This is a genomic window from Microvirga makkahensis, assembly GCF_009830105.1.
GTDB classification, from domain to species: Bacteria; Pseudomonadota; Alphaproteobacteria; order Rhizobiales; family Beijerinckiaceae; genus Microvirga; species Microvirga makkahensis.
In genome coordinates, this window is the sequence record NZ_WURB01000003.1 from 111956 (window position 1) to 130401 (window position 18446).

Consider the following 18446-nt stretch of genomic DNA (forward strand, 5'->3'; position numbering starts at 1 on the left):
TGTCGCCAGGCCATGCGTTCGACGCATAAGTCCAATCGGATTTCGGCACCTTACCAGGTGGTCAGCCCGCGCATATCTCGACCGGTGAAACGACAGTCGAGTGCACCGGCTGCCACCCACCATCTCCCCATAGAGTTGTCCAACATGCCGAGCTTGTTCGATCCCTTCGCCCTGAAGGGCGTCACCATCCGTAACCGCATCGCCGTTTCTCCGATGTGCCAGTACATGGCAAAGGACGGGTTCCTGAATGAGTGGCACCAGGTCCACTACGCCACGCTCGCTCGCGGCGGTGCCGGCCTTGTTGTCGTTGAGGCGACAGCGGTGTCGCCGGAGGGGCGGATCACCCCGAGCGACGTCGGCCTGTGGAGCGATGCGCATGTCGAGGGGTTTGCGTCCGTTGCCAAGGCGATCAAGGATGCGGGTGCGGTGCCCGGCATTCAGATCGGTCATGCCGGCCGCAAGGCGAGCGCCAACCGCCCATGGGAGGGCGACGACCATATCCCGAGCGACGACCCGCGCGGCTGGCGGACGATCGCGCCGTCGGCCATCCCCTTTGGTGGCGACTTGGCCAAAGTGCCGGAGGCCATGACCCAGGACGACATCGCGCGTGTCCGCGACAACTTCGTCGCCGCGGCCGAACGGGCCCGCGAGGCCGGCTTCGAGTGGCTCGTGCTGCACTTCGCCCATGGTTACCTCGGGCAGAGCTTTCTCTCGGCTTATTCCAACCAGCGGGAGGACGAGTATGGCGGCAGTGTCGAGAACCGCGGCCGCTTCCTGGTCGAGACGCTGGCCGCCGTCCGAAAGGTGTGGCCGGAGCACCTCCCGCTCACGGCGCGCCTGGGCGTGATCGAGTTCGACGGGCGGGATGAGGAGACGCTCTCCGAGTCGATCGAGCTGCTCCGACGGCTCAAGGGCGAGGGGCTTGACCTGGTTGATGTCAGCATCGGGTTCTCGACCCCGTCGGCACAGGTTCCATGGGGGCCGAACTTCATGCTCCCGGTTGCCGAGCGGGTCCGCAAGGAAACTGGGCTTCCTGGAGGAACGAGCTGGTTCATCAGCGATCCACGGCAGGCAGATGCTTTCATCCGTGAGGGTAAGCTGGACCTAGTGTTTCTTGGCCGTCCGATGCTCGAGAACCCGAACTGGCCTTACGCCGCCGCGCGCAAGCTGGGTGTGGATAGAGCGGCCTGGGCGACGCTGGCCGCCCCATATGCTCACTGGCTGGATCGCTATCGGGCTGCGTAGGCCTATCACTGACACGCTAGCCCTAATGGCCCGCGGTGGGAACGCTGCGGGCCTATTCTGTTGGTGCACAGGCGTCCCAAGAACGTAACGCGCTTGACGGCCGCAGCAGATGCAGTGGATTTACTTGAGTGTGGCCGAGATGAGCCTTGCCTGGCCCAACCAGCATGGAACCGAAGCAGGTTGGACTATGCTTTAGGATTTCCAACCCCGCCGTCGGACGGATCCGCGTAGGGCGCATATCCCCTCTGCTTGGCGGCGGATCGGGCCATGTGTGGGCACTCTGGGTGGTTAGTCTCCGGATACATGACCGCTATGGAAGTCTGCTTCCGGCACAAAGCGGAAGTAGAGCGAAGTGCCGCTTCCCGCCGATTATCGGACCCTATTTCCACCGACCGAGCAGCTCGGGACCGCCTCTCCTCGGTCTTTGCGCAAACGATGGTCCGGCGAAGAAGGTTCGAATCGGATTTCCCAAAACATTCAAGTCCAGCTCATTGTAGGATGACGCCGCCACCTCAATGAAACCGACGAGACCAAATGACCCTAAAACTCGGGCTAGGATGTGGTACGTACCTAAGTCAGGCAGAAAACCATCATAACCTTCAGAGGCCTATCCGGATCCGTGGCGGAGGGGGTGGGATTCGAACCCACGGTGGGCTTGCACCCACGGCGGTTTTCAAGACCGCTGCCTTAAACCACTCGGCCACCCCTCCAAGAGACTCCGCCCGTTCCGGCCGGGCCTCATGGTTCTGTAAGACTGCGGACCCGTTGCCGTCAACTTCAATGCACAGGGGAGGCGCTCGGCGAGCGGGGTTCTTCGTTCTTCCTGGCTTCGGTCGCGTCCGTGAACGTGTTCACTCTGTCCGTCATCGGCGCTCGGTGCGTCTATTCGTCATTCAGGTAATTGGCGTCTCTGATGAGCGGAAAGGATATGAGAGCGACGATTTCGACAAAGCAACGAGCAGGTCTCGATTCGAATAATCAAGATCCGCACCAAGGTGACGAGCCTTGATTTACCTATGGTTAAGCACTTGGTCTCGCCAATCCTCAACAACCCTCCGGATTTACTAAAAGTTACGCCATCGTTAACAAAGCGGCACTTTCGCAATTGACAAGCGCGGCCGTTTAACATCCTTTTAAGGCGATAAATGCACTTTGGTCGGCCGGGGCAGGTTCAGAGGCCGCCAAGCGCAGTGCGAAAAAGGGGATGCGAGGCAACATGCATTGTGATCGCGCTGAAGCGAATTGCGGCCAGGCGGCCTTTTTGCCTGACCTGGGTCGAACTTTCATTCGCATTGCGGGTGTTGCAGCCATTGCTCTGGCTGTCGCCAATTGCTCCTCGAAAGTCCGGGGTGGGATCGATCCCAAGTATGGCGTTGCTCCGAGCCCGAAGGTCGTCGCCGATGGCCGGCCCATTCCCAAGGGCGGTGGCCGCAATATGGTCGGCAAGCCCTATACGATTGCAGGCAAGACATACGTTCCCACCGAGACGCCCCGTCCGGTCGAGGGATTGGCATCGTGGTACGGCGCCAACTTTCACGGCCGCATGACGGCCAACGGCGAAATCTTCGATCGCGATTCGATCGCAGCGGCCCATACGACGATGCCGCTTCCCAGCTATGCACGCGTCACGAATCTCCAGAACGGGCATTCGATGGTGGTTCGTGTGAACGACCGGGGCCCCTTCCACGGCAACCGCGTCATCGACGTCTCCGAGCGCGCCGCTGCGGCCCTCGGCTTCCATCGGCAGGGGACGGCCCGCGTCCGGGTTGAATATCTCGGACGCGCCTCGACGAATGGCAGCGACGACCGTATCCTTCTCGCCAGCCTTCGGACCGACGGCCAGCCGGCAACCCTGACGAACACGGCTCCGACCATGATTGCCCAGGCGGCCCCGCGCCCCTCGAACGCGCCGCGCCAGGCCATCGGTATCGGCACCTCTGCCCCTCAGGGCGTGGCTCTGTCTCATGCTCCGCGCCAGATGGCTTCGTCCGCACCGCCTGGCGGAAACAATGTTCCGTTGCCGCCGGAGCGTCCTTTCGACCTGGGCACGATCCCGGGGGCGGCCGGGACCGGCATGAACTTGAGTTCCGCATCCGCAAAGGCCCTGCCTCCGTCTCGCCCTGTCGTCGCAGGACTGTATTATGCGGTGCCCGAGGCCGGACAGAGAGGCTTTCAGAAAAGCAGCAGCTTCAGCAATCTGGATCGGTCGAGCTTCGCCATCCGCTGAAAAGCGAGGGGCAGGGGTGGAGGCGTCTGCCCCATGTTTCCTGCCGTGTGCCGACGCACAGCTTATCTTAACGTAACGTTGATTTGCGATTGACGCGCTACAGATTCAGGCTCTCCTAACGGAAGAGTCTGGATACCTTATGATGCGTCACCTGAAGTCTGCCCGCATGCTTGCAACCGCCCTTCTGTCCCTTGGCAGTCTCGTTCTCGCCTGGGGTTTTCCGGAGGCACGGGCGCAGAGTTTCCAGACCAGCGCTCCCACCGCGATCCTCATGGATGCCGGAAGTCATGCCGTTCTTTATGAAAAGAACGCCGATGAGCTGACCGCTCCTGCCAGCATGGCCAAGACCATGACCGCGGAGGTCGTCTTCAACGAAGTGAAGAACGGGCGGCTTACCCTCGACAGCACATTCACGGTCTCGGAGAATGCGTGGCGAAAGGGGGGGGCGAGTTCAGGCGGCTCGTCCATGTTCGCCCAGGTGCACAGCACGATTCGCCTCGAGGATCTGCTCCGAGGACTGATCGTCCAGTCGGGGAACGATGCGGCCATTGTGCTGGCAGAGGGCATCGCCGGGACGGAGGAAAACTTCGCCCATCTCATGAACGAGCGCGCGCGGGCCATCGGCCTCACGAAATCGACGTTCCGGAATGCGACCGGTTACGGGCACCCGGAGCAGAAGGCCACGGTCCGTGACCTGGCGAAACTCGCCATTCACATCATCGAGACCTATCCCGATCTCTACAAGTACTTCGGCGAGCGTGAATTTACGTGGAACAAGATCCGCCAGCAGAACCGCAACCCCTTGCTGAGCATGGATATCGGCGCGGACGGCCTGAAGACCGGCAACATCGACGAGGCCGGCTACGGACTGATCGGGTCCGCCGTGCAGAACGGGCAGCGCCTGATCGTCGTCGTCAATGGGCTCAAGAACGCCCGGGAACGGGCCAATGAGTCACGCAAGCTTCTGGATTGGGGCTTCAGGGCCTTCGAGTCGCGAGAACTCTTTGCCCAGGGGCAAGTCGTTGGCGAGGCTCAGGTCTACGGCGGCAGCAAGCGCTCCCTCCCACTTGTCTCCCTGAAGCCAGTTCGTGTACTGGTGCCCCGTGGCGACGGCGAGCGGGTAACGGCTCGGATCATCTACACGGGCCCGCTGAAGGCTCCTGTTCGAAAGGGAACCGAAGTGGCTCGGCTTCAGGTCAACCGCGGTGAGATGCAGGCGCTCGAAATGCCGCTTTACGCCGGCGAGGACATTCAGGAAGGCACCCTGAGCCAGCGGGCTCTGGACGGCCTCCTGGAATTCGGAACTGGCTGGGTACGGCGAGCATTTTCGAGTCTTGTCGAAAGAATTTGATGGCGGGTCGGTTCATTACCTTTGAAGGAGGCGAGGGGGCGGGCAAATCGACCCAGATCGCGAGGCTCAAGGGCCGGTTGGAGCAGCTCGGGCATCCCGTGCTCGTGACCCGGGAACCCGGCGGGTCACCCTTGGCGGAGGAGATCCGTTCCTTCATCCTGGCCGGCCATGCCAAACCTCTTGGGCCATTCGCCGAAGCCCTGATGTTCGCGGCCGCCCGGATCGATCATCTCGACAAGACCATCGAGCCGGCCCTCAGGAACGGCACGAATGTTCTTTGCGATCGTTTCGCCGATTCCACGCGGGCCTACCAAGGTTCCTCAGGGGCAATAGCCCCTTCCCTGATCGACGACCTGGAACGAGTGACCCTCGCGGGCACCAAACCTGATCTGACCTTCATCCTGGACCTGCCGGCCGAGGTCGGCCTCGCCCGTGCCGGCGAGCGGCGGGCGCGAAAGGGTGAGGGGGTGGACCGGTTCGAGGATGAGGACCTTTCATTTCACCAGTCCTTGCGCCAGGCTTTCCTTGGTCTCGCCAAGGCTGCCCCGCAGCGCTGCGCCGTCATCAATGCCGACCAGTCGCCGGATGAGGTCGAGGCAGCAATCTGGGCCACCCTGCGGGAGCGGATTCCCGAACTGACCCAGCGCGTCGCGAGGTCTCTCGATGTCGCGTGACATGCAGGAATCGCCTGAGCCCGACCGTTTCGGCGGAGCCCCGCACCCGCGGGACCAGTTCGCCTTTTTCGGCCATCGGGACGGGGAGGGAGCGTTTGTCGAGGGCCTTCGCAGCGGCAGGCTCCACCACGCATGGCTCGTCGGCGGCCCTCAGGGGATCGGCAAGGCGACCCTGGCCTACCGTCTGGCCCGCACCGTTCTCGATCCGCGACGGGTGAACGATCCGTCGCTCGACAGCCTCGACATGGCGCCAGACGCGAGCGTATCGCGGCAGGTCTCCGCTCTCTCGCACCCGAACCTGTCCGTTCTGCGCCGGGCACCGGCCACCGACAAGAAAGCGGCTTCCACGACCATTCCCGTGGACTCGGTCCGCAAGGCCCTGAACATGTTCGGGTCCACGGCAGCCGATGGAGGCTATCGGGTCTGTATCGTGGACAGTGCCGAGGATCTGACGATATCAAGCGCAAATGCGCTCCTGAAGGTGATCGAGGAGCCGCCGCCGCGTTCCCTGTTCCTGATCGTGAGCCACGCCCCCCAGCGCGTGCTGCCGACGATCCGCTCCCGTTGCCGGCGCCTTCTCCTGCGCCCGCTCGCCAGCGACCAGGTCGAGGCCGCCATTCGCTCCCTGGGCGAGCCGTGGGCCGGGGTGCCCAGCGAGTTGCTGGAACAGGCGATGCCTTACGGCGAGGGCTCCGTCCGCCGCACTCTCGAGCTCCTGGACGCAGACAAGGTCTCCTTCATCGAACAGGTCACGAAAATTCTGAACGGCCTGCCGAAGGCCGACACCCGGCAGATCTGCGCCCTGGCCGAGGCCCTCTCCAAGCGGGATGCCGACGACAGCTACGAGCTTGCGCTCGAGACCGTGGAGCGGTGGGTTTCAGGCAAGCTGCACGAGCGGGCCGGGACCGGGGCTGCACGCCTTGCGCCTTTGGTGGAGGTATGTGAGAAGATTTCCCGGACGGCCCGCGAGATCGACGTGTTCAACCTCGACCGCCGGCCCTTCATCCTGACGCTGTTCGACGATCTGGCTGACGCTGTCCGGCGAACGGCATAAGGTTGTCTCCGCGCCATTCTCGAGATTTCAGAGTTGTAAGGATTCGCCATGGCCGAAAAGCAGAAATTCTATATCACCACGGCTATTTCGTATCCGAATGGTGCGCCTCATATCGGCCATGCCTACGAGGTCGTTGCGTCCGATGCGATCGCCCGATTCAAGCGCATCGACGGGTATGACGTATTCTTCATGACCGGGACGGACGAGCACGGCCTGAAGATCCAGCAGACGGCCGACCGGAGCGGCACGTCCCCGAAGGCCTTCGTGGACGAAATGGCCGCGAAGTTCCGCGCCATGGCAGATCGCCTGGACTGCTCCTATGACCGCTTCATTCGCACCACGGACGCGGATCACCTGCCCTCCACGCAGGAGCTCTGGCGGCGGATGCAGGAGAAGGGGGACATCTATCTCTCCAAGTACTCCGGCTGGTACTCCGTGCGGGACGAGGCCTATTACGACGAGAGCGAGCTGACGAAACAGCCGGACGGCAGCTGGCGTGCGCCCACTGGCACGCCGGTCGAATGGATCGAGGAGGAAAGCTATTTCTTCCGCCTCTCCGCTTACCAGGACCGCCTGCTCGAGCATTATGCAGCCAATCCGGACTTCATCGGCCCCGACACCCGCCGCAACGAGATCGTCAGCTTCGTCCGGTCCGGTCTCCAGGATCTCTCGATCAGCCGTACCACCTTCAACTGGGGCCTGCCGGTTCCCGGCGATTCGAAGCACGTGATGTATGTCTGGATCGACGCGCTCAACAACTACCTGACGGGCTGCGGCTTCCCGGACGAGAACAATCCGCGCTGGCATTATTGGCCTGCCGATGTCCACATCATCGGCAAGGACATCGTGCGCTTCCATACGGTCTATTGGCCGGCCTTCCTGATGTCTGCGGAACTGCCGCTGCCCAAGCGCGTGTTCGGCCACGGCTTCCTGCTCAACAAGGGCGAGAAGATGTCGAAGTCGGTGGGCAACGTGGTTGATCCCTTCAACCTCGCCGATACCTATGGCGTCGATCAGATCCGTTATTTCTTCATGCGCGAGGTGCCATTCGGGCAGGACGGCAACTATTCGCACGAGGCGATCGTGAACCGCATCAATGCGGATCTGGCGAACGATCTCGGTAATCTGGCGCAGCGTTCCCTGTCGATGATCGCCAAGAATTGCGATGCGGCCGTGCCGCGGCCCGGCGATTTCACGCAGGCCGACCGGGATATCCTGTGGCTCGCGGATGCCCTGCCGGGGAAGGCGAGGGCGGCCATGAAGGATTTCGCCGTCCATACCACCCTCGCGGAGATCTGGGCGGTCGTGGCGGAGGCGAACCGCTATTTCGCTTCGCAGGAGCCGTGGGTGCTTCGCAAGAGTGATCAGGAGCGCATGAGCACCGTGCTCTACGTCACGGCCGAGGTTCTGAGGGTGATCGGCATCCTCGCCCAGCCCTTCGTGCCGAATGCTGCGGCCAAGCTTCTCGACCTGCTGGCGGTCGCCCCCGAAAACCGCGTTCTCGAGGTGGTCGGCCCCGAGCACCGTCTGCAGGCCGGTACGCCGCTTCCGCAACCGGCGCCGATTTTCCCGCGTTATGTCGAGGCGGAAGCATCCTGACGCTTCCGCTTTGACAGGCCCCTCCGGGCCTTCAGCGGAAGCGGGAGATGTATACCACATTCATGTTCGCGACCGGGATCGAGAACAGCATCCCGACCATCAACAACGGCCGCACGCGCATCGATCAGATGGAGAAGTGCGGTCATTACGAGCACTGGCTGACCGATTTCGACCTTCTGGCCGATCTCGACATCCAGGTCCTGCGCTATGGACCGCCTCTGCACACGACCTTCCTGGGACCTGAACGCTACGATTGGACCTTCGCCGACATGACCTTCGGCGAAATCGAGCGCCGCAATATCATCCCGATCGTCGACCTGTGCCATTTCGGTGTTCCGGACTGGATCGGGAACTTTCAGAATCCCGATTTTCCATTCCTTTTCGCTAATTACGCCGAAGCGTTCGCACGGCGCTTTCCATGGGTGCAACTCTATACCCCCATCAACGAGATGTTCATCTGCGCGACGTTCTCGGCAGCCTATGGGTGGTGGAACGAGCAGTTGCGAAGCGACCGTGCCTTCGTGACTGCTCTCAAGCACATCGTGAAAGCCAATGTCATGGCCATGGAGCGGATCCTCAAGGTTCGCCCGGATGCCCTCTTCATCCAGAGCGAGTCCACGGAATATTTCCATGCGGAAAACCCCGCAGCGATCAAGCCGGCGGAGATCATGAACGCGCGGCGCTTCCTGTCGCTGGACCTCAACTATGGCCGTCGCGTCGACTCGGAGATGTACGAGTTCATCATGGATAACGGCATGTCGCGCGACGAGTATCACTTCTTCCTCAACCGCTCGTCGCTGCGCCATCACAGCATCATGGGAAACGATTATTACGTCACCAACGAGCATCGGGTTAAGGCGGACGGGTCCTCCCGAGCCGCCGGCGATGTGTTCGGATATGACGAGATCACGCGCCAGTATTTCGAGCGCTACCGGCTGCCGGTCATGCATACCGAGACGAACCTGATGGAGGGTCCGACCGGCGAAGAGGCCGTCGACTGGCTCTGGAAGCAATGGGCCAATGTTCTCAGGGTCCGGAACACCGGCGTGCCCATCGTCGGCTTCACCTGGTATTCCCTGACGGACCAGATGGACTGGGACGTGGCCCTGCGGGAGGAGAACAACCGGGTGACGCCGGTTGGCCTCTACGACCTGGATCGCAATATCCGGCCGGTGGGCCGATGCTACAAGGAGCTCATCCGAGCCTGGTGTGATGTTCTTCCGGCGCAGAGCGTGTGCCTCACGGTTCCCGTGGTCTGGCCGCACGAGGTGAATGAACTCGCCGTACGCCACCATCAGGAAAGGCTCCAGAGGATGCGCCACAAGGAGTCCCGTGAAGATGACGAGCCTCCGGCGACCACGCAGGAAGTCCGTCGCTAGACGAGCCGGGTAATCCGCTCTATGCAGCCAGAAGATTTGACGGACCCGGAGGAGGGCGCTTTCACCAATGCTGGTCGACAGCCATTGCCACCTGGATTTTCCAGATCTTCAGACGCGCCTGCCCTCGATTCTGGAGGCGGCGCAGGCCGCCGGTGTCGGCCGATTGGTGACGATCTCGACCCATGTGGCGCGCTTTGAGACCTACAGGGCTCTCGCCGAGGCGCACGACGTGGTCTTCTTCAGTATCGGCACCCATCCGCATAATGCTGCCGAGGAGCCGGACGTGCCGGCGAAACGCCTGGTGGAGCTCTCCGCCCATCCGCGCTGCATCGCGATCGGAGAAGCGGGGCTCGATTACCATTACGACAAGAGCCCTCGGGAGGTGCAGCGGAAGGTGTTCCGCACGCATATCGAAGCCGCCCGCGAATGTGGCTTGCCTCTGGTCATCCATGCACGGAATGCCGACGAGGACATGGTCGAGATTCTATCTGACGAGATGAGGCGAGGGCGCTTCAGGGCGGTCCTCCACTGCTTCTCGTCGGGTGAGAAGCTGGCTCAGGTAGGTGTAGAGCTCGGGCTCTATGTCTCCTTTTCCGGCATTCTGACCTTCCGGAACTCGGACGAGATCCGGCGGATCGCGGCCGTTGTTCCTCGCGATCGTCTTCTCGTCGAAACGGATGCGCCCTACCTCGCGCCGGTGCCGTACCGCGGCAAGACCAATGAGCCGGCCTATGTGGCGCATACGGCCCATGTCCTGGCCGAAGTCATCGGCGCCTCCGACGCCGAAATTGCTCGAACCACGACCGACAACTTCTATCGGCTGTTTTCCAAGGCGGCGCAGGCGGATACGGCCCGGGAGCTGGCATAAACGACATGACGTTGACGTTTACCATTCTGGGGTGCGGTTCTTCGGCGGGGGTGCCGCGTGTGGGCGTCGGCTGGGGTGCGTGCGACCCTGCGAACCCGAAGAACCGGCGCCGGCGCTGCTCGATTCTGGTCGAGAAAACCACGGCGGGCGCCACGACGAGCGTTCTGGTTGACACGACTCCGGACCTTCGCGATCAGCTGCTCGGGGCCGATGTGAGGCGTTTGGATGGGGTCCTGTACACGCACGAGCATGCCGACCACATCCACGGTATCGACGATCTGCGCCCCTTGGCGATCGTCATGCGCAGGCGCATCCCGGCCTATGCGGACCGGATGACCGCCGAACTGCTTCAGATGCGGTTCGGTTACTGCTTCGAGACGCCAGCCGGAAGCGGCTATCCGCCGATCCTTGAGATGCGCCAACTGAAGCCCGGCGCCATGACCACGATTCCAGGACCGGGCGGCCCGGTGACGGCCGTTCCTTTCAGGATGATCCACGGCGATATCGAAGCCTTGGGATTCCGCTTCGATAATTTGGCTTACGCACCGGACGTGAGTCTGATGCCGCAGGAGAGCCTGGGCTGCCTGGAAGGGCTTGAGGTGCTGATCATCGACGCGTTGCGCTATACGCCGCACCCGACGCATTTTTCCGTGGCGGAGGCCCTGGAGCTGATCGACAAGGTCAAGCCGCGGCGCGCCATCCTCACGAACCTGCATACGGATTTGGACTACGAGGCGCTGCGACGGCAATTACCGCCGCACATCGAGCCAGCCTATGACGGATTACAGATCCAAGTGTCATAGGGCGAGAGGCAAGCAACGGTTCGGCCGCTTCAGAGCACCGGAGCGTCTCAGGTCCTCCAAATGGACGGCACTCTAAGTTCCATAATATATCTTATGCGATCTATTGATGTGCGCAGAATTCAAATGGCCCAACGAGGCAAGTTAGGATGCCACACTCCTCCGGGCGGCAAGCTGGCTTGTCAAAAGCTGAGACATTTCAAAGCGGTTGCAATAACCTATCCAAGTGCGAGGGAGATTTGCATCATCCCTCTTTCTGCTCCTGCGCCCCTTGTTGAGTTCCGGCCAATTCGTCGACAACCGTCCAACTGTGCGTGATCTCGGCCGTAGCGCCCAGCATGATCGAAGCCGAGCAATATTTCTCCTTGGAGAGTTCGATGGCCCGCTCGACCTTTGCAGGCGCCAGATTGCGGCCTTTGACCCGGTAATCGACATGGATCGTCGTGAAGACCTTCGGGTCCGTCTCGGCGCGTTCGGCGCTCACTTCAACTTCGCAGTCGCTCACGTCCTCCCGCCCTTTGCGCAGGATGTTCACCACATCGAAGGCTGTGCACCCGCCGAGGCCGATCAGCAGCATTTCCATGGGCCGGATACCCATATTGCGGCCGCCATACTCAGGCGCGCCGTCCATCACGACCGCATGCCCGCTGCCGGATTCCCCGACAAACATCATACCGTCGACCAGCTTGACCCGCGCTCTCATGGTTTTCGTCTCCCGATCTGAACTGCTCTTTGATCATCTTTTGTCCTGATTCCCCATAGGAATCGGGCTATGAAGCCAAAGAAGCGAGGAAATCCCGAAAATGAAGCCTTCGTCCGATATCGCACGGCTTTTGGAGATCATGGCGGCCCTGCGTACGCCCGAGACAGGCTGCCCCTGGGATCTGGAGCAGGATTTTCCCTCCATTGCTCCTTACACGCTCGAGGAAGCCTATGAGGTCGTGGATGCCATCGAGCGAGGCGATCTGGCCGATCTGAGGGACGAATTGGGCGATTTGCTGCTCCAGGTCGTGTTCCATGCCCGGATGGCGGAAGAACAGGGCGCCTTCGCCTTTCCCGACGTGGTCGAAGCAATCACGCGCAAATTGATCCGCCGGCACCCGCATGTGTTCGGCGAGTCCGGGAATCTGGCTCCGGAACAGGTCAAAACCCTCTGGGACGCGATCAAACGGGAGGAGAAGGCGGAGCGGCGAGCGGCGCGAGAGGGGATGGGGCTGCCCTCCGAAACTCATGAGGCTGGCTTTCTCGGAGGCATTCCGACGGTCCTGCCCGCTTTGACCCGCGCACAGAAGCTCACGGCGAAAGCCGCCAAGGTGGGATTCGACTGGCCCGACGCCAATCAGGTCATTGACAAAATTCACGAGGAGTTGGAGGAGGTTAAAGATGCTTCTTCAACAGGAAACAGAGATCGCATCGAGGACGAGATCGGCGATCTGCTGTTTTCGGTGACGAATCTCGCCCGTCACTTCGGCATTGATCCGGAAACGGCACTCCGGCGGACCAATGCCAAGTTCGAACGCCGCTTCGGAGCCGTCGAACAGGCGTTGGAGGAGCAGGGGCGTCGTCTGAACGATGCCTCTCTCGAAGAGATGGAAGAACTCTGGGTCAGGGCCAAGACGGCGGAAAGAGAAGGCTAAATCGCTTTCGCGTTCTGAAAACGGTTCAGGAACCGGGGCTCCTTTCCGGATACCAGGCGAACCTGGAGGAGGGTGTGCCCGTTCTCTAGCGTGTTCCGCTCCAGGATCTCCGTGTTCTCGTGAAGCCATGCAAGTCCCTGCCCGTCCTCGGGAGCGACGTCGACTTCGTAGGTTCTCCGTCCCATCGCGAGATGCTGCTCAATCGTCTCGAGAAGCTCGGGCACGCCCTCCCCGGTCAGGGCCGATATGAGGATCGGACGCCGCTCGGCACCCTTGCGATGGGATGTCGTCGCAAGGCGATCCCGGTCCTCCGCCGAGAGCAGATCGGCCTTGTTCCAGACCTCGATGATCCTCCTGGTGTCGTCGGGATCGATGCCCAGTTCCCGCAGGACCACGGCCACGTCGCCGGCCTGCGCGTCCGTTTCCCCGTGGGAAACGTCCCTGACATGCAGGAGGACGTCGGCCTCGACCACGTCCTCGAGGGTCGCGCGGAAGGCCGCGACGAGCATGGTCGGCAGATCGGAAATGAAACCCACGGTATCGGACAGGATCGCCTTCTCCCCATGAGGGAGATCGATGGCGCGGGTCGTCGGGTCTAGGGTGGCGAACAGCATGTTCTCGGCCAGGACCTCGGCACGCGTCATGCGGTTGAAGAGAGTCGACTTGCCGGCGTTCGTGTAGCCCACAAGGGCTACAATGGGGTAAGGCACCCTCCTCCGACTCGTCCGGTGCAGGGAGCGCGTCTTGACGACGCTCTCGAGGTCCCGCTCGATCCGGTTCATCCGCTCCTGGATGAGCCGGCGGTCCGCTTCGATCTGGGTTTCGCCGGGACCCCCGAGAAAGCCGAAGCCGCCGCGCTGACGTTCCAGGTGCGTCCAGGAGCGGACCAATCGCCCCTTCTGGTAGGAGAGGTGCGCCAGCTCGACCTGAAGGGTGCCCTCTTTCGTGCGTGCGCGCCGACCGAAGATTTCGAGGATCAGACCGGTTCGATCGATGACCTTCGCGCCCCAGGCCTTTTCGAGATTGCGCTGCTGAACAGGGCTGAGAGCGCAATCCATCACCACGAGGCTGATGGCCTCCGCACGAATCAGGGCCGCCAGCTCGTCCACCTTGCCTTTGCCGATATAGGTGGCCGGCCGAGGCGAGGCGAGCGGTGCGATCAGAGACCGAACGACGGAAAGGTCGATGGCGAGCGCAAGGCCAGCCGCTTCGTCCAGTCGGGCCTCCGGCGGGCGAGGATTGAATCCCTCGGCTTCCGTGTCGGCGGGGCCCGACTGACGCCTTCGTGTCAAGTAGGGGCCGATCACGAGCGTCCGAGTGCCGGCCGCGACTTCCTTTTCAGGCTCGGCCAGCCCTGCGAGACGATGCTCTCCAGGAGTGCGGGGTTCTGTCACCTCAAGCCTTTTCACCAGCCTCGTCGATCTGGTCGAACAATTGGACGGGCTGTCCAGGCATGATGGTGGAAATGGCGTGTTTGTAAACTAGCTGAGAATGTCCGTCCCTGCGCAGAAGAACGCAGAAATTGTCGAACCATGTGACGACACCTTGCAGCTTCACGCCGTTCACAAGGAATATCGTCAAGGGAATCTTTTGCTTCCGGACATAGTTAAGAAACGTGTCCTGCAGATTTTGCGCGCGATCGCCCGCCATTGAGTTGCCTCGCCAGCCCATCGCCGCCGGTCTTGGCTATTGGGCCGCCTGTATTTGGTTGTCCGCAATCGTGCGGTCGTTGACCGGCACGTCTATTACAGGGCGAAGTTGACCATTCGGCAAGGGGGGCTCAGTCGATCTACCCCCTCAGGTACGAATTTTCCCGTGGATGAGCGCTGCAGAGGGAGCGGATCGCTCCCCCAGCGCAACAGGCACAAGGGGGAGGCTCTTCCCTGGAGCCGCCCGTCGTTCTTTGCGAAAAGCCAGATCCCCATTCTCACTCGCTATGCTAGCTGCCGATGCCCAGGGATTTCAGTTTCCGGTGAAGGGCGGAACGCTCCATTCCGATGAATTCGGCCGTGCGGGAAATATTGCCACTGAAGCGGGCGATCTGCGCCAGAAGGTATTCCCGCTCGAAAATCTCCCGGGCCTCCCTCAGTGGAAGACTCATGAGCTTCTCGCCCCCTGCCCCTCCGGGCGTGGTTGGAACGAGCGTCCCGATCTCGGACGGCAGCATCTCTGCCGTGACTTCGGCGTCCGGATCGCCCGAGCTCAGGATCATCAACCGTTCGACATTGTTGCGCAGCTGGCGGACATTGCCCGGCCAGTCATGAGATTGGAGGACCGCCATGGCATCCTCTGCGATCCGACGCTTGGGCAGCCCGGTCGTAGAGGAGATTTGATCCATGAAGTATTCGATCAGCTCCGGAACGTCCTCGCGCCGCTCGGCCAAGGACGGGACACGGATCGGAATGACGCCGAGGCGATGGAACAGGTCCTCCCGGAAACTCCCTGCGGCAATCGCGCTGGGCAGATCGCGGCTGGATGAGGAGATGATACGGACATCCACATGCACGCGCGTCGTGCCGCCGACACGCTGGAAGTTCTGGTCCACCAGAACGCGCAGGATTCGATTCTGCGTTTCCCGCGGCATATCGGCGATTTCGTCGATATAGAGCGTGCCTCCGTGTGCCTCTTCCAGGGCACCGACACGGCGTCCTCCGCCCTCCCCGCCCTCGGTGCCGAACAGTTCGGCTTCCATGTTTTCCGGGGTGATCGTCGCAGCCGTCAGTACCACGAAGGGACCATTGGCCCTCGCGGACATGCCGTGAATGGTGCGAGCCGTCAGTTCCTTGCCGGAACCAGGAGCCCCCGTGATCAGGATGCGCGCATTCGTGGGCGCCGCCCTCTCCACCGCTTGCCGCAGCTGGTTGATGACGATGGATTTCCCCGCAATTCGGTTCGCCTGAATGGAGCGCGAGCGCAGATCCCGCACCTCCCGTTTGAGGCGTGAGGCCTCCAAGGCCCGCTCGGCAACGAGGACGAGCCGGTCCGCCTTGAACGGCTTCTCAATGAAATCGTAAGCTCCGGCCTTGATGGCTGAAACCGCAGTTTCGATGTTGCCATGCCCCGAGATCATGACGATAGGCAGATCCGGGTGCTGACCCTTGACGATCTCCAGCACCTGGAGCCCGTCGAGGCGGCTGCCTTGCAGCCAGATGTCCAGAAATACGAGATGCGGCCGCCGCGCCTCGATGGCCGCCAGAGCCTCGTCCGACGTTCCTGCCGTGCGGGTGCGGTGCCCTTCGTCCTCCAGAATGCCAGCCACCAGCTCGCGAATGTCGATTTCGTCGTCAACGACGAGGATGTCAGCGCTCATAAACTTGCCCTGCGAGTTTCGTTGCGCTCCGAGGCGGCATGCGTCTCTTCCGCTGCAACGTGCTTGATCTTCGGGATCCACATGCGAACCTGCCCACCCCGTCCCGCGGGATTGTCGACGAGATCCATGCCACCCCCATGGTCTTCCAGGATTTTCGCGACGATCGGGAGCCCCAATCCGGTGCCACCCTCTCGGGTCGTCATATAAGGCTCCAGCAATCGCTGGCGCCCCTCTACCGGAAAGCCTTTGCCGTTGTCGGTCACTGCCAGAATTAGGAAATCCGGATGAGTATCGTCCAAAGTCACCGTGATCTGCGGCTGGCCGCGCTTGTCTTCCGGCACGGCGGCAATCGCTTCAGTGGCGTTCTTGACGATGTTGGTCACCGCCTGCGAAATCAGTCGCCTGTCGAAGGGTGCGATCACGCGACCTTCGGGGAGCTGATCGAGGAATTCGATCTCGGGGTGTGCGATCCGCATCATGAATACTACCTGGCGGATCGTTTCCGCCAGGTCTTCCTGTCCGATGGCGGGTTTAGGCATGCGAGCGAAGGACGAGAACTCGTCGACCATTCGTTTGATGTCGTCGACCTGCCGCACGATTGTATCGGTGCACTGATCGAACACCTCCCGATCGGTGGTGATGACCTTGCCGTATTTTCTCCTGATCCGCTCGGCGGAGAGCTGGATCGGCGTCAGCGGATTCTTGATCTCGTGCGCGATCCGCCGAGCCACGTCGGCCCAAGCGGAGGTGCGCTGCGCCAGAACGAGATCCGTAATGTCGTCAAGGGTGATGACAAGCTCCCGCCTGTCATCACGGGTCTGCTCGCTCGTGACGCGTACGTTGATGGTCCTCTCTCGCCCTTTCCGGGAAATCTGGATCTGATCCTGCATGAGCCGCTGGCGCCCCTGGATCATCTCCAGAACGAGCTGGGTGACCTCCGGCAGCACCTCCGTGACCTGGCGGCCGACCAGTTTCTCCCGCGGCGTCTGTAGCAGGGCCTCGGTCGAGGGGTTGACGATCGTGATCGTGCCGCGCGCGTTGATGCCGATCACACCCGCGGAAACACCTGCCAGAACCGCCTCGGTGAAGCGCCGCCTGCTGTCGATGAGTTCGCTTGCGGCCGTCAGGCCGTCGTGCTGCCGGCGCAGTTCGGAGGTCATCTTGTTGAAGGTCTCGCCCAGGTGGCCCAGGTCGCCCTCGCTGCGCTTCACCGGGACCTGCACATAAAAGTTTCCGGTCGCCACCTGGTCCGTCGCATGGATCAGGCGGCGGATGGGCGCGACGAGCCGGTTGGCGAAATTCAGTCCGAACCAGATCGCGGAGAGGAGCACTGTCAGAGCGATGAGGGTGAACATGGACGCGAAGGCAAACTGTATGCCCGCTTTCTTCTGGTCGAAGGCTTCGTAATAGGCAACGCCGGCCTCTGCAATCGGCGGGAATGAGAGAGCGCCTGGATCGACCTCGCGCGCAATGTAGAGAATGCGCCCGTTGTGTGCTTCGAGCTTGAGGACGGACACCACGACATTGCCCGTCCTCGGAAACAGACACCATGGCTCCTGGCCGTTGGCATCCTGCAAATCCGCGACTTTTGGCTCGGGAATGCCTTCAAGCCTCTTGAGCTCGATCCTTTCGACGACCGTGCCATCCGGCTCTAGAATCATAACCAAAGGGAAGCTCAGCGCCACCGAGCGGTAGTTCATGTATTCGCGGAACAGTCTCCGGTCAGCATCATACATGACCTTCGCCCGGTTCAGATCGAGAGCCATCAGGTTGGTTTCGCGCGCGAGCATCCGGCACTGCATTTCCCGGTAGGCTCGCGCGACCTCGACCGTGTTGTACATGAGTTCGCGGATCTTGCCCGTGAACCAGGGGTCGAGGCCGCGCTCGAGGGTCACTGTCGCCACACCGGCCACCAGAATCGCGGGGAGGACGGCCACGAGGCTGAACAGCCCGACGATCCTCACATGAAGGCCGGCGGCGGCTGCCCCTGCCCGATGCTCGCGCACGAGCTTACGCGCCTGCCACGCGACGATGCCGAGAAGCAGGGTGATCAGGAGTCCGTTGATGACGAACATCCCGATCACCACGTTGTTCGTCGGCAGGATCGGGGTTGCGCCGGATAGCACCAGGAAGGTGGTCAGGGCCGACCCCAGGGCCGCCAGCACTGCGCCGTAGCCCAGCCAGCCAAGGCTGCCCTGGGCAGGTTCCGCCGCTTGGCGCTGTTCGTGAATGCTCTGCTCGGTCAAGACGTGAGGCCCCGCAAACCCGGGTGCCTCCCGTGCAGCACCCTTTGGAGGGTGAT

General features: G+C 62.0%; 15 protein-coding genes and 1 tRNA gene. 10 read left to right on the forward strand and 6 right to left on the reverse strand.

Annotation, left to right across the window (positions count from 1 at the left end; all coding sequences use genetic code 11):
- The first annotated feature begins 144 nt into the window (after positions 1–144).
- On the forward strand, positions 145–1245 hold the full coding sequence (locus GR328_RS05370) for an NADH:flavin oxidoreductase/NADH oxidase (RefSeq protein ID WP_160883498.1): 1101 nt from the start codon (positions 145–147) through the stop codon (positions 1243–1245).
- 620 nt (positions 1246–1865) lie between these two features.
- On the opposite strand, the gene GR328_RS05375 is transcribed toward GR328_RS05370, so the two are convergent.
- Positions 1866–1955 (reverse strand) — tRNA-Ser (locus tag GR328_RS05375).
- A gap of 551 nt (positions 1956–2506) precedes the next feature.
- Between GR328_RS05375 and GR328_RS05380 the strand changes: the two genes are divergently transcribed.
- The 8 genes from GR328_RS05380 (at position 2507) to GR328_RS05415 (ending at position 11200) form a co-directional block, all read left to right on the forward strand.
- The gene (locus GR328_RS05380; RefSeq protein WP_281351914.1) at positions 2507–3472 is read left to right on the forward strand and encodes a septal ring lytic transglycosylase RlpA family protein; all 966 of its coding nucleotides are present in this window, start codon (positions 2507–2509) and stop codon (positions 3470–3472) included.
- A gap of 142 nt (positions 3473–3614) precedes the next feature.
- Positions 3615–4823, forward strand: a complete 1209-nt coding sequence (locus GR328_RS05385) for a D-alanyl-D-alanine carboxypeptidase family protein (RefSeq protein ID WP_160883500.1) — start codon at positions 3615–3617, stop codon at positions 4821–4823.
- Positions 4823–5497: a dTMP kinase gene (tmk, locus tag GR328_RS05390; RefSeq protein WP_160883501.1), complete on the forward strand. Its 675-nt coding sequence runs from the start codon at positions 4823–4825 to the stop codon at positions 5495–5497. Before GR328_RS05385 ends, tmk begins: the two co-directional genes overlap by 1 nt.
- Positions 5487–6551 (forward strand): DNA polymerase III subunit delta', encoded by a 1065-nt coding sequence (locus GR328_RS05395; RefSeq protein ID WP_160883502.1) that lies wholly within the window; start codon positions 5487–5489, stop codon positions 6549–6551. The genes tmk and GR328_RS05395 overlap by 11 nt, the downstream gene beginning before the upstream one ends.
- 48 nt (positions 6552–6599) lie before the next feature.
- Positions 6600–8150, forward strand: coding sequence for a methionine--tRNA ligase (gene metG, locus GR328_RS05400; protein ID WP_160883503.1), 1551 nt, complete (start codon positions 6600–6602; stop codon positions 8148–8150).
- 47 nt (positions 8151–8197) lie between these two features.
- A complete protein-coding gene (locus GR328_RS05405) occupies positions 8198–9529 on the forward strand; it encodes a family 1 glycosylhydrolase (RefSeq protein WP_160883504.1) in 1332 nt (443 codons plus the stop codon).
- A gap of 67 nt (positions 9530–9596) precedes the next feature.
- Positions 9597–10397, forward strand: coding sequence for a TatD family hydrolase (locus GR328_RS05410; protein ID WP_160883505.1), 801 nt, complete (start codon positions 9597–9599; stop codon positions 10395–10397).
- Between the two features lie 5 nt (positions 10398–10402).
- Positions 10403–11200: an MBL fold metallo-hydrolase gene (locus GR328_RS05415; protein ID WP_160883506.1), complete on the forward strand. Its 798-nt coding sequence runs from the start codon at positions 10403–10405 to the stop codon at positions 11198–11200.
- Positions 11201–11441: 241 nt separating this feature from the next.
- Here the strand turns inward: GR328_RS05415 and GR328_RS05420 are convergent, their stop codons facing one another.
- Complete coding sequence (locus GR328_RS05420; protein ID WP_160883507.1) at positions 11442–11900, reverse strand: OsmC family protein; 459 nt, start codon at positions 11898–11900, stop codon at positions 11442–11444.
- A gap of 100 nt (positions 11901–12000) precedes the next feature.
- On the opposite strand from GR328_RS05420, the gene mazG reads away from it, so the two are divergent.
- Positions 12001–12834 carry a nucleoside triphosphate pyrophosphohydrolase gene (gene mazG / locus GR328_RS05425; protein WP_160883508.1) on the forward strand — a complete coding sequence of 278 codons (834 nt, stop codon included), beginning with the start codon at positions 12001–12003 and terminating at the stop codon, positions 12832–12834.
- Here mazG and hflX read toward each other — a convergent pair.
- From hflX to GR328_RS05445, 4 genes are all read right to left on the reverse strand, one after another.
- Positions 12831–14228 carry a GTPase HflX gene (gene hflX / locus GR328_RS05430; RefSeq protein ID WP_160883509.1) on the reverse strand — a complete coding sequence of 466 codons (1398 nt, stop codon included), beginning with the start codon at positions 14226–14228 and terminating at the stop codon, positions 12831–12833. The two genes, mazG and hflX, sit on opposite strands and share 4 nt — an antisense overlap.
- Before the next feature lies 1 nt (position 14229).
- A complete protein-coding gene (gene hfq, locus GR328_RS05435; RefSeq protein ID WP_009491222.1) occupies positions 14230–14484 on the reverse strand; it encodes an RNA chaperone Hfq in 255 nt (84 codons plus the stop codon).
- Between the two features lie 289 nt (positions 14485–14773).
- Complete coding sequence (gene ntrX, locus GR328_RS05440) at positions 14774–16144, reverse strand: nitrogen assimilation response regulator NtrX (protein ID WP_160883510.1); 1371 nt, start codon at positions 16142–16144, stop codon at positions 14774–14776.
- Positions 16141–18390, reverse strand: a complete 2250-nt coding sequence (locus GR328_RS05445) for a sensor histidine kinase NtrY-like (protein WP_160883511.1) — start codon at positions 18388–18390, stop codon at positions 16141–16143. The genes ntrX and GR328_RS05445 overlap by 4 nt, the downstream gene beginning before the upstream one ends.
- Positions 18391–18446 lie beyond the last annotated feature (56 nt).

Excerpts from the sequence above, each read along its gene's own strand:
- GR328_RS05410 (WP_160883505.1), top strand. The coding sequence starts at position 9,597 with ATGCTGGTCGACAGCCATTGCCACCTGGATTTTCCAGATCTTCAGACG.
- mazG (WP_160883508.1), top strand. The coding sequence starts at position 12,001 with ATGAAGCCTTCGTCCGATATCGCACGGCTTTTGGAGATCATGGCGGCC.
- GR328_RS05395 (WP_160883502.1), top strand. The coding sequence starts at position 5,487 with ATGTCGCGTGACATGCAGGAATCGCCTGAGCCCGACCGTTTCGGCGGA.
- metG (WP_160883503.1), top strand. The coding sequence starts at position 6,600 with ATGGCCGAAAAGCAGAAATTCTATATCACCACGGCTATTTCGTATCCG.
- hfq (WP_009491222.1), bottom strand. The coding sequence starts at position 14,484 with ATGGCGGGCGATCGCGCGCAAAATCTGCAGGACACGTTTCTTAACTAT.
- GR328_RS05405 (WP_160883504.1), top strand. The coding sequence starts at position 8,198 with ATGTATACCACATTCATGTTCGCGACCGGGATCGAGAACAGCATCCCG.
- GR328_RS05420 (WP_160883507.1), bottom strand. The coding sequence starts at position 11,900 with ATGAGAGCGCGGGTCAAGCTGGTCGACGGTATGATGTTTGTCGGGGAA.
- GR328_RS05415 (WP_160883506.1), top strand. The coding sequence starts at position 10,403 with ATGACGTTGACGTTTACCATTCTGGGGTGCGGTTCTTCGGCGGGGGTG.
- GR328_RS05370 (WP_160883498.1), top strand. The coding sequence starts at position 145 with ATGCCGAGCTTGTTCGATCCCTTCGCCCTGAAGGGCGTCACCATCCGT.
- GR328_RS05385 (WP_160883500.1), top strand. The coding sequence starts at position 3,615 with ATGCGTCACCTGAAGTCTGCCCGCATGCTTGCAACCGCCCTTCTGTCC.
- tmk (WP_160883501.1), top strand. The coding sequence starts at position 4,823 with ATGGCGGGTCGGTTCATTACCTTTGAAGGAGGCGAGGGGGCGGGCAAA.
- ntrX (WP_160883510.1), bottom strand. The coding sequence starts at position 16,144 with ATGAGCGCTGACATCCTCGTCGTTGACGACGAAATCGACATTCGCGAG.